This window comes from Sphingomonas sp., assembly GCF_036269755.1.
Classification (GTDB): Bacteria; Pseudomonadota; Alphaproteobacteria; order Sphingomonadales; family Sphingomonadaceae; genus Sphingomonas.
In genome coordinates this window covers 63,859-77,339 of the sequence record NZ_DATBDV010000011.1, presented here as the reverse complement: position 1 = coordinate 77,339, position 13,481 = coordinate 63,859, and the positions used below count along the sequence as shown (strand labels likewise).

Genomic DNA, 13,481 nt, shown 5'->3' with positions numbered 1-13,481 from the left:
CGAGCATGCCAAATCCCACGATCACCCCCTGGGCGCCCGGTGCGTCCTTCTCGATCTCCGGCTCGACCTTCGCGGCCGTCGACGTCACGCTGAGCGACATCGCCAACGCCCCCGCCACGTTGACGCTGACGATGCCGGCCAATGCCACCATCGCCGCCTATCGCGACCCAGCGAGTTGGTCAGCCGCGGGGACGCCGATCCTCAATCTCGGCGCATGGGTGGCGGGACCGATTCTGCTCGACGGCCAATGGACGGTGACGATCACTCCGGGTGCGGCGGCGACCGACCCCGCAAATGTGACGATCGAAGATCAGGATGGATCGAATCCCAACGGCACGCTTCGCCTGATCGTCCGCAACCTCAGCGGCACCGCAATGGTCGAGCCCGGCGGCGGTACGTTGTCGATCGACCGCATCCTCGCCGATCCGTCGATCACCGGTGCACAAGTGACCAGCGGCCTGCCGGTCGAGGAACTCGCGAACGTCATGCTGGGCGCGACGGTCGCCCGGACCGAGTCGAAAAACGGCGCCGCGACGCTCTCGCCGCCGCCGGCGATCGTCAGCGGCTGGCTGCCCGACGCCGCCAATCCCGTCGCCGTCAGCGGCTTCAGTTCGGGCGGCAGCACCGCAAGCTTCACCGCACCCGCCGCCTATGCCGCGCTCAACCTCAATTTCATCGTCACCGGGGCCTATAATCTCGACGGCAGCGGCCTGGGGTCGGCGAGCAACCCGCGCAACACGGCCCAACTCGGGATCGCGGTCCAGACGGTGACGCACGGCATGCTGCTCGTGCTCGACCGGTCGGGTAGCATGGGGGCCGCTTTCGGCGCCGGGCAGACGCGTTGGACGGCGGCGGTGCGCGCCGCGCATGCCTGGCTCGACCTGTTCCGCGCGTTGCGGCCGAACGGCGCGCATAAAGCCGGCATAGTCACGTTCGAACATGGCAGCTGCGGCTGGAAGTCGGCGGCAGCGATGGGCGAGATCACCCTGCGCGATCCGGCCAACGCCGCGATCGCCGGGTCGATGATGCCGCTGACGCCGTTTGGCGACGTTGCCGAGCTCGTCCTCGGCGCGCCGCAGACCTGCACGCCCATCGGCGATGCACTTGTCGCTGGTTTCCAGGCGGTGGACGCCGGCCTCAACGCAGGCAGCGACACCAAGCGCGCGAGCGTCCTGCTGCTGACCGACGGCTATGAGAATTCGGGAAACGTCACCATCGCCGCCACGGTCGGCAGCGCCGCGCAAACCTTCACCCAGGTGCGACCGGGCCTCGGCGCGAACGCGCTCATCGGTGACCGGCTGTTCACGGTCGCGGTCGGGCAGCAGGTCGACGCCGACCGGCTGAACGCGCTCGGCAACGGTTTCTATCAGATGACCGAAGACACCAAGCAGCTGCTGCCCGCCTTTGCCGAAATGATCGGCAAGGTGCTGGACGCGCAGCCGGTCATGCCGGTCAACACGATCGTCGATCCCGACGCAGCCACGTTCCCCAACGCCTTGTATTTCCCGATGTCCTCGGGCGAGCAGAAGGTCGTCTTCCTCGTCCCGTGGAGCGATCAGAACGACAAGATCAGCGTCGCCTGGCGCACGCAGGGCACGGCAGCTTCGTTCACCGCGGTCAACCCTGGGGCAGGCGTCTCGACCTATCGCCGCAAGGGGCACGGCGTGACGGTCATCGACATCCCGGCGGTCACCGGCGGAACCGCCGCGACCGAATGGCGCATGCAGCATCAGAACATGAACGGCGCCGCCCAGCCGATGACCAACGATTCGGCGCTGTGCATGGCGGATCTCAAGCTCAAAGCCGAAGTGGCGTTCGACCGGCCGCAATATTTCATCGGCGATCCGATCGCGCTGTCATGCGGGCTGATCAACGGCGGCGCGCCGGTTTCGGGCGCGACGATCCACCTCGACATCGCGCGGCCTGGCGAGGGGCTGGGCACTTTCCTCGGCACCAATGCGGCACGCTTCAAGGCGATGCTCCGCGAACTGCCGTCGGACATCACGAAGAGCCCCGATCATTACAAGGACAAGGGGCTGATGCACGCAGCCCTGCTGCACGGTCTTCAGCTCGACCGGCTGCCCGAGGTGAATGCGCCCGATCCCGGTCTCGCCGAGGGGGCACCGGGACACTATGCCGCCGCCTTCACCGACACCGCCAAGGAAGGCACGTACACCTTCCGCTGGCGGGTCGAGGGAACGCTCCCCGACGGGTCGCGCTTCACCCGCGTCATCGTGCGCTCGACCTGGGTGGGTGTGCGCCCCGACCCGGCACTGCTCGGCACAATCTGGGCTAGTACCCCCAGCGGCTGGACGATGACGTTCAAGCCGCAGACCGCGTCGGGCGAACTGCTCGGGCCGTTCCGCGCCGACACGATCGAGATGACCGTCGCGCACGGCAGCTTCGACGGCGAAATCGTCGACCATCTGGATGGCTCGTACAGCCGCAACGTCCTGAATGGCGCGGACGGACGACAGCCTGTCGTGTCTATCACCATCTACGGCACGCCAATGAACCCGGCCAATCCCGGACTCGACGATACGAAGGGCATGGCTGGGCTCACCTGCGGCCAGATCTGGCGTGCGGCGTGGCGCTGCCTGATCGCGCGCATCCTCGCGTTGCTGGGCATCAAGCCATAGCCGGTGGGCGGCTCGACATAGGTCCAGCCGCCCGCACGATCATCGCGCGTCGATGGTGAGAGCGGCGCCACGGTGTCTAGAGGATCGCGGACCTTCAATGGATTGCCTGGGTGCCGCTATCCGCGAATGGCGAGCCTAGCCCTCGCCGCGCATCGCGTAGCGGATCTGGTCGAACAGCGGCTTGAACAGATACGACAGAATGGAGCGGTCGTTGGTCTCAACGAACACCTCGGCCGGCATGCCGGACTTGAGAGCGATCTGCGGCGCCTTGGCGAGCGCCTGCGCGTCGAGCCGCACCTTGATCCGATAGAAGGACTGGCCGGTCTTCTGGTCGCTCGTGAGATCGGGCGACAGGAAGCTGACGACGCCGGGAATGTCGGGCGTGGTCTGGCGATTGAGGCCCGAAAAGGTCACGCGCGCGGTTTGCCCCAACCGCACCTGATCGACGTCCTGCGGGCGGATGCGCGCATCGACCAACAAATTGTCGTGGTCGGGCACGATCTGGAGGATCGGCTGTCCCGCCGGCACCGCGCTGCCGACCGTCAGGAATGCAATCTTGTCGACCGTGCCCGATTGGGGCGCGCGGATCACGCTGCGGTCGACGGTGTCGTTGGCGGTGGCGACGCGAAGTTGCTGATCGTTCAGCTGGCCGACGACTTCGGCGAGCTGAGTCGCGGCTTCGCTGCGCATTTGCTTATCGACGTTGAGCATCTGCTCCTGCGCCTCCGAAATCCGCGCGCGCGCTTCGGCGATGTTCGATTCGAGCGCCGCCTTGCTGCCGCGCATCTGCACCGCGGTGCGCTCCATTTCGTTGAGCCGGTTGATCGTCACGAGCTGCTTGTCATGGAGCTTGCGCAAGCCCGCCAGCTCGGGCTCGACCAGCACCATCTGCTGCTCGATCGCATCGATCTGCGCCTGATAGCTGCGGACCTCATCCTCATATTGCTTGACGCGCTGGCCGAGCAGGGAGACCGATCCGTCGCGCTCGCGCCGCCGCAAGTCGAACAGCCGCTGCTCGCGCACCATCGCGTCCTTGGCCAGCGGGCTGCTGCTCGCGGTCAGTTCCCCGGGGAACAGGATCGCGCCAGCGCCGTCGCGTTCGGCTTCGAGCCGCGCGCGGCGGGCGCGCAACTGCTCGAGCCCGAGCGACGCCGATTCCATCCCGACCGATGATACCGCCTGGTCGAGGCGCATCAGCACCTGGCCCTTGGCGACATGATCGCCGTCCCGCACGAGCACCGCCGACAGGATGCCCCCGGTCGGATGGGCAATCGTCTTGACGCTCGATTCGACCGCGACCTCGCCCGATCCGACCACCGCGCCGCCGATCTGGAGCAACGCAGCGAGCCCGAACCCGCCGATCACCAGCCACGCGATCAGCCAATACGCGCGGCGCGTGCGGCGGCGTAGCCGCGCGGCGCCGGGATCGAGGTCTTCGGCGTCGTCGAACGCATCGGGGGCGTAGAACATGTTCACCCTGCGGTCCGCTTGATCGGGGTGAGATTGCCCTGCCCCGGCGGCGGCGCGATCTTGGCCAAGACCTCGTCGCGCGGCCCGAACGCGTACATTCCACCGGCCCGCATCACGAGCAGCAAGTCGGCGATGCCCAGGATCTCGCGGCGGTGTGCGACCAACAGCACGATACCACCGCGCTCGCGCACCCCCGTCACCGCGCGCGCGAGCGCCATCTCGCCTTCGGGATCGAGGTTCGAATTGGGCTCGTCGAGCACGACCAGGAACGGGTCGCGATAGAGCGCGCGAGCGAGCGCGATGCGCTGGCGCTGCCCCGCCGAGAGCGTCATGCCGTCTTCGCTGATCACGCAGTCATACCCGCCGGGCAGCTGGACGATGACATCGTGTGCGCCCGCCGCCTGGGCCGCTGCGATGATCGTTTCCGATGGCGCATCGACCTCGAATCGCGCGATGTTCTCGGCGACGGTGCCCGCGAACAATTCGACCGATTGCGGCAAATAGCCGATGTGCCGGCCGAGGACTTCGGGGTCCCATTGCGGTAGCGCGGCGCCGTCCAGTCGGACCACGCCCGCCGCCGCTTTCCACACCCCGACGACGCCGCGCACCAGCGACGACTTGCCCGACGCGCTCGGTCCGATGATCCCCACCACCTGGCCCGCCGAGACCTGGAAGCTGACCCCGGCTACCGTCGCGCGTTGCGTGCCGGGAGGGGCGAGCGAGACTTGTTCAACCGACAGCTCGCGCGTCGGCGCGGGCAGTTCGGTGCGGTCCGCGGCCGCCGCCGGGACTTGCCCAAGCAAATTGTCGAGCCGGCCCCAGCTCTGCCGCGCCGCCACGAAATTCTTCCAATTGGCGATCGCCTGATCGACCGGCGCCATCGCGCGGCCCGACAGGATCGAGCTGGCGAAGATGATACCCGCGGTCGCCTTGCCGTCGATCACCAGTATCGCGCCGACGGTCAGCACGAGCGATTGCAGGAACATCCGCGACACCTTGCTGATCCCACCCAGCGTCGCGATCGTGTCGGTCAGCGTCGCCTGACGGTCAAGATAGGCGTGGTGCGCGGCGCGCCATTGCAGCATCAGCCGGTCGCGCATGCCGAGCGCGGCGATCGCCTCGGCATGGCGCCATTGCCGCTCACCGAGGACGCGGCGGCGCGAGGCGGCGGCGGTGACCGCCGCGACGTGCCGCCCGCTCACCCGCTCGGCGACCAGGGTCAGCACCGCCAGCCCGATCATCCCGACCAAAGTGATGATGCCGAGCCAGTAATGGACCAGCGTCAGCACCAGCAAAAAGAAGAATATCCAAGGCAGATCGATCAGCGCTGGCGGCCCGGCGCTGGCGATAAACGAGCGCAATTGGTCGAGGTCGCGACTCGGGCTGATCTGATCGCGCGCTTCGGGGCGTTCGAGTGCGATCCGCGATTCGAGCAACTGGACTCGCCCCGACAACGAGCGGTCGAGCGACGACGCAACGTCCGCAAGCATCTTGGTCCGCATCACGTCGAACACGCCGTAGAACAGATAGGCGATCACGATCATCGCGAAGATGCTGAACAAAGTCGCCAGGCTCTGCGACGGCAGCACCCGGTCATAGACCATCATCAAATAGAGCGAGCCGGCGATCGTCAGCACATTGACCATCGCCGACAGCGCGGCGATCGCGCCCAGCCCGCCGCGCAACTGCCGAAGCGCGACGAGGATCTCGGAATCCTTCCGGTTGCCCAGCCGTGCCATGGTTACGCCCGTTCTAAAACGCGGTCAGCCATAGCGGGACGGGCACGCGAATCCAATGGCCGGAATTTACAAGGGGTTGCCTACCGCGCGAGGGGCTCGGCGGTTCCGCTAGAGTCCCATTTTGGCGAGCGCCGCTGCAATCTCGACGTTGATCGCTGCCTCTTCCTTGGGCGCGAGTCGATTCAACGCCGTCCGCAGACGTTTTTGCGCCACCTGAAGCGTCTTGTGCCGCACAGCGCGAATTGCGTTTGTCCGTCCAGACCGACTCTGCCCCAGCAAGACCGACCACTTGGCTTCTTCTGCCGCAAGCAGCGCCAGAGCAAGTCGAAGGCCGTCGCGGCGGCCATGGTCGTAATCGTCGGACATCGGCACCTTTCGCGCGGGACTGTCGTCGGCGGCGGCCGCCGCGCGATCAATTCCCTATGACTTCGCCGATCCGCCTCGCCAGCGCGTCCATCGCGAACGGCTTGGTGAGGACATGCATCCCCGGCTCCAACTGGCCGTTACGGATCACCGCGCTTTCGGCATAGCCGGTAATGAACAGCACCTTCAAATCGGGCCGTCGGGCGCGCGCGGCCTCGGCGAACTGACGTCCGTTCATCCCCTTGGGCAGGCCGACATCGGTGACCAGCAAGTCGATCCCGGGTTCGGACTGGAGCCAATCGAGCCCGGCCGGCCCATCGCCGGCTTCACGCGTTTCATAGCCGAGTTCCTGCAGGACATCGACGATCAGCGTCCGAACTTCCGGCTCGTCGTCGACGACGAGGATCGTTTCGCGTTTGGCGGTAGGTCGCGCGGCTTCGCGTCGTTCGGGTGTGTGCTCGCGATCCTCTTCGGAGAGTACGCGCGGGAAATACAGGGACATCGCCGTGCCCTTGCCGACCTCCGATTGGATCGCGACCTGCCCGCCCGATTGCCGGACGAATCCGTAGATCATCGACAGTCCGAGCCCGGTGCCCTCGCCCATCGGCTTAGTCGTGTAGAAGGGGTCGAACGCACGCGCGACGACCTCCGGCGACATGCCGATACCGGTGTCGGTCACGCGGAGCGCGACATAGTCGCCGGGCGGCAGATCCCGCTTCCGCGCCTCGACCTCGTCGAGCTGCAGGTTTGCGGTCTCGATCGTAATCCGTCCGCCATTCGGCATCGCGTCGCGCGCGTTGATGCAAAGGTTGAGGAGCGCATTCTCCAACTGGTTCGGATCGATCAGCGTCGTCCAAAGCTCGAGCTCGCCGATAATCTCCAGCTCGATCGCCGGACCGACCGACCGCCGCAGGAACTCGTCGATGTTCGCGACGAGCCGGTTGATGTTGGTCGGCCTTGGATCGAGCGTCTGCCGTCGCGAAAAGGCAAGCAGGCGATGCGTCAGCGCCGCCGCGCGCTTGGCCGCGCCCTGGGCGATCTCGAAATATCGGTCGATTTCGCCGACGCGCCCCTGCTGGATCCGCAGCTGCATCAACTCCAGCCCGCCCGAAATGCCGGTCAGCAGGTTATTGAAGTCGTGCGCCAGTCCGCCGGTCAGCTGGCCGACCGCTTCCATCTTCTGGGCCTGGCGCAATTGCTCCTGCGCCGCCTCGCTCTCGCGCGTGCGTTCCTCGACCTGGCGCTCGAGCGATTCCGCCAGCTCCGCGAGCGAAATCTCCGCGTATCGCCGTTCGATCGCCGCCTGCGTACGATCGGCGACGTTGCCGATGAACGCGAGCTCGTCCCTGCTCCACTCGCGCGGCTCCTTGTGGTTGAGATACAGCAAAGCGACGAAGTCGTTGTGATCGACCAGCGGCATGTTGATCACCGCCCGCGCATGGATCGCCTCGAGAGCATGCGCGGCTGAAGCGGTCCGGGGATCGAGGCGAGCGTCGGCGAACGCCACCGTCTCGCCGCGCTTCAGATCCTCGATGTACGAGCCGTAATCGCGAAATTTCAGGACGCCCGCTAGGCTCTGCGTCCCCGGCATGTTCCAGTCGCGATCGATCGTGATGGTTTCGTTCAGTGTGTCGACGATCCCGTACCCCGCGCGACTCACCTCCAGCGTACGGCCGAGGATTTCCGCGGCGAGAAACGACATTTCGGCGGGATCGGTCATCTGCCGCAACCCGTCCCCCAGGGTCAGTAGCGCGAGCTGGCGGCTTTCGTGGCGGCGTTGCGCGGTGATGTCGCGCGACACGCCGACCATGCGGATGGGCTTGCCGCTTGCATCGCGCTCGGTCTGGCCGCTGATATGGACCCAGTGGAGCGAGCCGTCGGGCCAGACGCATCGGTATTGCGCGTCATAATGCCCGCGGGTGGTCGCCGATTCCACCATCGCCGCCCGCGTGCCGGCGCGATCTTCGGCATGGATCGCGGCCAGCAGATCTTCGTAGGCGAAGTCCTGGTCCGCCGTGCGGCCATAATGCGCCTTGCACTCGCTCGAACATTCCAACTTATTGCCGTCAAACTCCATCGTCCACGCGCCGAGACCGCCAGCGTCGAGAGCGAGCCGCAAGCGTTCCTGGCCTTCGCGGATGTCCTCCAATCGGGCGCGCGCCTCGTATTGCCGCAGCCGCGCGCGCCGTGCCGCGCGGGCAAGGCTGATCAAGGTCGTCGGGTGGAACGGGCGTTCGAGGAAGGTGACGTTGCCCAGCGTTTCGAGCAGCCGCACCGCGCCCGGATTGCGCTCCAATCCGCCGCCGCGCGCGGTCAGGACGATGAACGGGAAGTCCGACCATTCGGCCTGATCCGCGATGAACCTGGCCAGCTCACGAAGATCGGCGGTCCCCAACGCTTCTTCGGTGACGACCGCAAACCCGGCGCCGCCGCGCAGCGCCGCGACGAGCTCCGGAACGTCGCGAACCGTGGCCGCACCGAGCCCGCTTTCGCGCAGCATCGCCGCCGCCACGGCCGCGTCCCGGCCGTGTGGCGCGAGGACTACCGCACCTTCCGCGATCGTACGGTCCAAGGGCGCTTACGCCTCTTTCATGCTGAGGAGGCCGGCGCCGTCGCCGACGAGACTAGGGACCCCCCGCAGGATACCCTGGAAGCTGGTCAGCGGTTCACCGAGCGTAATGCCTTTCGCGCCGATCATGAACTCCCGAATCGTGTCCTCGTGTGCGCCGGTCCGCTTCTTAACGACCGAGATCGCGCGACGGACCCGCCCCACCGCCTCGAAATATCGCAAGAGGATGACGGTATCGGCGAGGTAGGTGACATCGACCGGCGACTTCATGTCGCCCACCAGCCCATGCTGCGCGACGGTGAGGAAGGTGGTGACCCCCTGCCGGTTCAGATATTGCAGCAATTCGTGCATGTGCAGGATCAGCGCCTGCTCCTCGGGCATCGCCGCCTGGTAGCCGTTGAGGCTGTCGATCACGACGGTGCGTACGCCGTTTTGTTCGACGCACGTCCGCACGCGCTCCGAAAACTCGCCCGGCGTCAGCTCGGCGGCGTCGATCTGCTCGATCAACAGCTTTCCCGAGTCGACCATGCCCTGCAGGTCGATTCCCAGCCCCTTCGATCGCTCGAACAGCAGCCCGCGTTCTTCGTCGAATGCGAACATCGCGGCAGCCTCGCCGCGCCGCACCGCGGCTTGCACGAAGCTCAGCGTCAGCAACGACTTGCCGGTGCCCGCAGGGCCGAGGATCAGGTTGCTCGCGCCACGTTCGAACCCGCCGCCGAGCAAGCCGTTGAGTTCGGCATTGTCGATCGGAACCGTCTCTCGACTGAACGTCGCGCGATGCTCGGCCGAAACCAGCCTCGGAAAGATGCGGACGCCGCCGGTATCGATCACGAAGTCGTGATAGCCGCCGCGGTAGCGCCGCCCTCGATATTTGAGCACGCGCATCCGCCGCCGTTCCGCACCGTAGGTCGGCGACAATTCTTCGAGCCGGATCACCGCATGCGCCACGCTATGGACGGTCTTGTCCATCACGTCGGCGGTGAGATCGTCGAGCATCAGCACCGTCGCGTCGTGACGCGAGAAATAGTGTTTCAGCGCGAGGATCTGCCGGCGATAGCGCAGCGAGCTCTGCGCGAGCAGCCGTATTTCCGACAGGCTGTCGAGCACGACGCGCGACGGCTTCAACTTCTCGAACGCTTCGAAAATGCGCTTGGTCGTCTCGCCCAATTCGAGATCGGAAGAATAGAGCAGGCTCTGCTGCTGATCGTCGTCGAGGAGATTTTCGGGCGGCACCAGTTCGAATACGTGAAACCCGTCTTCGAACGTCCACCCGTGCGAGGCCGCGCCGTCGCGCAGCTCCTCCTCGGTTTCGGATAGGGTGATGTAGAGCACCGTTTCGCCGGCCTTCATCCCGGCGAGCAGGAACTGGCTGGCGATGGTCGTCTTGCCGGTGCCCGGACTGCCTTCGACGAGGAACAGACGTTTCTTGGCAAAACCGCCCGCCAGGATTTCGTCGAGACCCGATACGCCGGTCGCACAATTGGGCATTCATCCTCCGCTTGATAGGTCACCAACCGGCCTGTCCAGACGATCTCGTTACAGAACCGATTTGTTCAAATGTTCGAACGCGAAATTTGATCCCGCCGGCTGGCGGAGAGAATGTTTGCAACCGCCGCTCGAATCGCGAAGGTAGGATGACGGGGGCATGTGCGAATTAGGAACATCCGTGTCCAGAACAACTTAGCGCCACCAATTAGCGGTTGCGCGCAGTCCGGCAGCGGGTAAGCATCCGTGTCGTGAATTCGGGGGCGGCGATCGCGTGAGCGGGGGGAACGGGCAAGCTGCCGCGGCGGCCGCGCAGCGCTTTGCCGAAGCTCACCGTGCCTTGCGTGCGGACCCCACCATCCAATTCGGCATGGGCCCGGCCAAACCGCCGCAGCCGCCGCATATTCCCGCCTGGCTGCGCTCGCTCGGCGATCTGCTGCGCCAGGTCGGCAAGTTGTTCGAGTGGCTCACCAACCTGATGCCCGCCGCGCCCTACGTCCGCATCCTGCTTTGGTTGGTGATCGCTGCGCTCGCGCTGCTGCTGGTGTGGATGATCGTGGATCGCGTCCGCTCGGGCGAGTGGCACGCGCCGTTGAAGCGCAAGCGCGCGCGCCAGGTCGACGTGGCAGCCGACGAACAGGAGTGGGCGCCCGATGCCGCGCCGGCGCGCGAATGGCTGGCGGAGGCGGATTCGCTCGCGGCGCGCGGGCTCTATGCCGAAGCGGTCCATCACTTGCTGTTCCGGTCCGTCGAGGACATCAAGCGCCGCCGCCCGCAGATCGTCCGCCCCTCGCTAACCAGCCGCGAGCTCGCCGCGGCGAGTGGCATTCCGACGATCGCGCGCGAGCTGTTCGCCAAGATCGCGCGGCAGGTCGAGCACAGCCTGTTCGGCGGCCGCGCGCTCGGCGCCGACGACTGGCAATCGGCGCGCGCGGCCTATGCCGATTTCGCGCTGCCCGGGCAGTGGAAAGCATGAGCGACGTCGCGGTCACGCGCTCGGGCGACGAAAGCGGCGGCGCACTGTTCCGGCTGCGCACGATCGTCTTCCTGATCACCGTCGGGGTCGCAGCGTTCGTCGCGATGCTGGTCGCGACCGCTTATGCCCCGGGCAGCACCCCGCGCGGCGGCGGCGCGGCGCATGCGCTGTCGAACTCGGCGCTCGGCTATAGCGGCATCCTGCGTCTCGCCGAGGCGACGGGGCACCAGACTCGCGTGATCCGCGACGACAACCTGTTGTCGACGCCGGGCCTGATGGTGCTGACGCCGCAGACCGCCGACACGCCGATGGGCGAGGCGCTCACGCGGCGCACGCGGCTGCCGACCCTGGTGGTGCTGCCGAAATGGCAGACGATTCCCGACAAGGGGGACGCCGGCTGGGTCGATCACGTCGGGCTGCTACCGTCGAGCGAGCCGGAGGGCGTGCTGGCGCCCGGTAATAAGTTCAAGATATCGCGCGCGCCGAGCGGCGGGCGGCCGCTGCTGACCGACGGATTCCTGTCGGAGTCGATCGCTTTTTCCGCGCCGCGACCGCTCCAGACGATGACGGGCGACAAGCTGACCCCGCTGCTGACCGACCAGGCCGGCCATATCGTGCTGGCGCAGGTCGGCGCGGGGCCGCTCTACGTCCTCGCCGATGGCGACCTCCTGTCCAACATGGGCATGCGCGAGGCGTCGAATGCGCAGAGCGCGCTCGCCTTGCTCGACCAGCTCAACGACGATGGCCAGCCGATCTCGTTCGACGTGACGCTCGTCGGGCTGGGCCGCGCGCCCAACCCGCTGCGCCTCGCGCTCGACCCGCCGTTCCTGGCGATGACGCTGACCTTGGTCGCGGCGATGCTGCTCGCGGCATGGCAAGCCGTCACGCGGTTCGGCCCGGCGGTGCGGCGCGAGCGCGCGATCGCCTTCGGAAAGGCGGCGTTGGTCGACAATTCGGCGATGCTGATCCGCAAGGCTCGGCGCCAGGCGCGGCTCGGCGGGCGCTATGTCGAAGTGATCCGGGACCGAGCGGTGACCGCGTTCGGCGTGCCCCCGCGGCTGCGCGATCAGGCGATCGACGATTATCTCGACAAACTAACCGCGCGCGACCGGTTCAGCGACCTCGCGCGCGCCGCCGAAAGCGCGACCGACCGGGCAAGCCTGGTCGCCGCGGCGCAGGCATTACACGATTGGCAAAAGGAGAAAGCCCAGTGACGGTCGATGAAGTCCGCAACCTGGCGGTGGCGATCAGGCAGGAAGTCGGCAAGGCGGTGGTCGGGCAGGAGGCCACGGTCGACCTGATGCTCGTCGCCCTGTTCGCCGGCGGCCACATGCTGCTGGAAGGGCCGCCGGGCACCGCCAAGACGTTGCTTGCCAACAGCTTCGCGCGCGCCGTGGGCCTGCAATTCGGGCGGATTCAATTCACGCCCGATTTGATGCCTGGCGACATCATCGGGGCGAACCTGTTCAACTTCCAGACGAGCACCTTCACGCTCACGAGAGGCCCGATCTTCACCGATTTGCTGCTGGCCGACGAAATCAACCGCACGCCGCCCAAGACCCAGGCGGCGTTGCTCGAGGCGATGCAGGAACGCACCGTGACGATCGACGGCGAGAGCCTGTCGCTTGGCGACCGTTTCATGGTGGTGGCGACGCAGAACCCGATCGAGCAGCAGGGCGTCTATCCGCTGCCCGAGGCGCAGCTCGACCGCTTCCTGTTCAAGCAGACGGTCGATTATCCATCCGCCGCCGAGGAGCGCAAGATCATCGCCACGCACGGCGCGCGCGCGACTGCGATGGAGCCACAAGGCTGGGGCGTCGAGCCCTGCACCGACGCCAAGGCGATCGGCGGCGCGGTCGAGGCGGTCGCGGGGGTCAAACTGGTCGACGAAGTGATCGATTACATCGCCGCGTTGATCCGCGGGACGCGCGGCGTCGCCGACCTGGAAAGCGGCGCGAGCCCACGCGCCGGCGCGATGCTGGCAGGCGCGGCGCGAGCCCGCGCGGCGATCGACGGTCGCGACTTCGTCATCCCCGACGACGTCAAGCAGCTCGCGCCCGCGTTGCTCCGCCACCGCCTGATCCTGTCGCCCGCCGCCGAAATCGACGGCCGCGTGGTCGAGGATGTGGTGACTGGGATCATCGAACAGATCGAGGCGCCGCGTTGAGGCGGGGATTTCTTTCCCATAATTTAAACGCCTCCCCGGCGAAGGCCGGGGTCCAGCTGCGGAGGGCTGGTTG

Annotated in this window: 9 protein-coding genes; 4 read left to right on the top strand and 5 right to left on the bottom strand. The window is 66.8% G+C overall.

The genetic code is table 11. The annotated features are described in order from the left end of the window. Positions 1-5: 5 nt before the first annotated feature. On the top strand, positions 6-2,639 hold the full coding sequence (locus VH326_RS08815) for a vWA domain-containing protein (protein ID WP_329631443.1): 2,634 nt from the start codon (positions 6-8) through the stop codon (positions 2,637-2,639). A 135-nt stretch (positions 2,640-2,774) separates the two neighbouring features. Here VH326_RS08815 and VH326_RS08810 read toward each other — a convergent pair whose 3' ends face one another. From VH326_RS08810 to VH326_RS08790, 5 genes are all read right to left on the bottom strand, one after another. Next, complete coding sequence (locus tag VH326_RS08810) at positions 2,775-4,109, bottom strand: HlyD family type I secretion periplasmic adaptor subunit (RefSeq protein ID WP_329631478.1); 1,335 nt, start codon at positions 4,107-4,109, stop codon at positions 2,775-2,777. A 2-nt stretch (positions 4,110-4,111) separates the two neighbouring features. Continuing rightward, the gene (locus VH326_RS08805) at positions 4,112-5,848 is read right to left on the bottom strand and encodes a type I secretion system permease/ATPase (protein WP_329631442.1); all 1,737 of its coding nucleotides are present in this window, start codon (positions 5,846-5,848) and stop codon (positions 4,112-4,114) included. A 108-nt stretch (positions 5,849-5,956) separates the two neighbouring features. Next, positions 5,957-6,214 carry a hypothetical protein gene (locus VH326_RS08800; protein WP_329631441.1) on the bottom strand — a complete coding sequence of 86 codons (258 nt, stop codon included), beginning with the start codon at positions 6,212-6,214 and terminating at the stop codon, positions 5,957-5,959. Positions 6,215-6,260: 46 nt separating this feature from the next. Further along, a complete protein-coding gene (locus VH326_RS08795) occupies positions 6,261-8,783 on the bottom strand; it encodes an ATP-binding protein (RefSeq protein ID WP_329631440.1) in 2,523 nt (840 codons plus the stop codon). 6 nt (positions 8,784-8,789) lie between these two features. After that, a complete protein-coding gene (locus VH326_RS08790; RefSeq protein ID WP_329631439.1) occupies positions 8,790-10,268 on the bottom strand; it encodes an ATPase domain-containing protein in 1,479 nt (492 codons plus the stop codon). Between the two features lie 367 nt (positions 10,269-10,635). On the opposite strand from VH326_RS08790, the gene VH326_RS08785 reads away from it, so the two are divergent. From VH326_RS08785 to VH326_RS08775, 3 genes are read left to right on the top strand one after another with little or no spacing between them, the layout of a single operon-like run. After that, positions 10,636-11,241: a DUF4129 domain-containing protein gene (locus VH326_RS08785; protein WP_329631438.1), complete on the top strand. Its 606-nt coding sequence runs from the start codon at positions 10,636-10,638 to the stop codon at positions 11,239-11,241. Then, entirely contained in the window at positions 11,238-12,455 is a 1,218-nt protein-coding gene (locus tag VH326_RS08780) for a DUF4350 domain-containing protein (protein ID WP_329631437.1), read from the top strand. Before VH326_RS08785 ends, VH326_RS08780 begins: the two co-directional genes overlap by 4 nt. Further along, the gene (locus VH326_RS08775) at positions 12,452-13,408 is read left to right on the top strand and encodes a MoxR family ATPase (protein WP_329631436.1); all 957 of its coding nucleotides are present in this window, start codon (positions 12,452-12,454) and stop codon (positions 13,406-13,408) included. The genes VH326_RS08780 and VH326_RS08775 overlap by 4 nt, the downstream gene beginning before the upstream one ends. Positions 13,409-13,481: the final 73 nt, after the last annotated feature.

Excerpts from the sequence above, each read along its gene's own strand:
- VH326_RS08780 (WP_329631437.1), top strand. The coding sequence starts at position 11,238 with ATGAGCGACGTCGCGGTCACGCGCTCGGGCGACGAAAGCGGCGGCGCA.
- VH326_RS08815 (WP_329631443.1), top strand. The coding sequence starts at position 6 with ATGCCAAATCCCACGATCACCCCCTGGGCGCCCGGTGCGTCCTTCTCG.
- VH326_RS08810 (WP_329631478.1), bottom strand. The coding sequence starts at position 4,109 with ATGTTCTACGCCCCCGATGCGTTCGACGACGCCGAAGACCTCGATCCC.
- VH326_RS08805 (WP_329631442.1), bottom strand. The coding sequence starts at position 5,848 with ATGGCACGGCTGGGCAACCGGAAGGATTCCGAGATCCTCGTCGCGCTT.
- VH326_RS08785 (WP_329631438.1), top strand. The coding sequence starts at position 10,636 with ATGGGCCCGGCCAAACCGCCGCAGCCGCCGCATATTCCCGCCTGGCTG.
- VH326_RS08800 (WP_329631441.1), bottom strand. The coding sequence starts at position 6,214 with ATGTCCGACGATTACGACCATGGCCGCCGCGACGGCCTTCGACTTGCT.
- VH326_RS08790 (WP_329631439.1), bottom strand. The coding sequence starts at position 10,268 with ATGCCCAATTGTGCGACCGGCGTATCGGGTCTCGACGAAATCCTGGCG.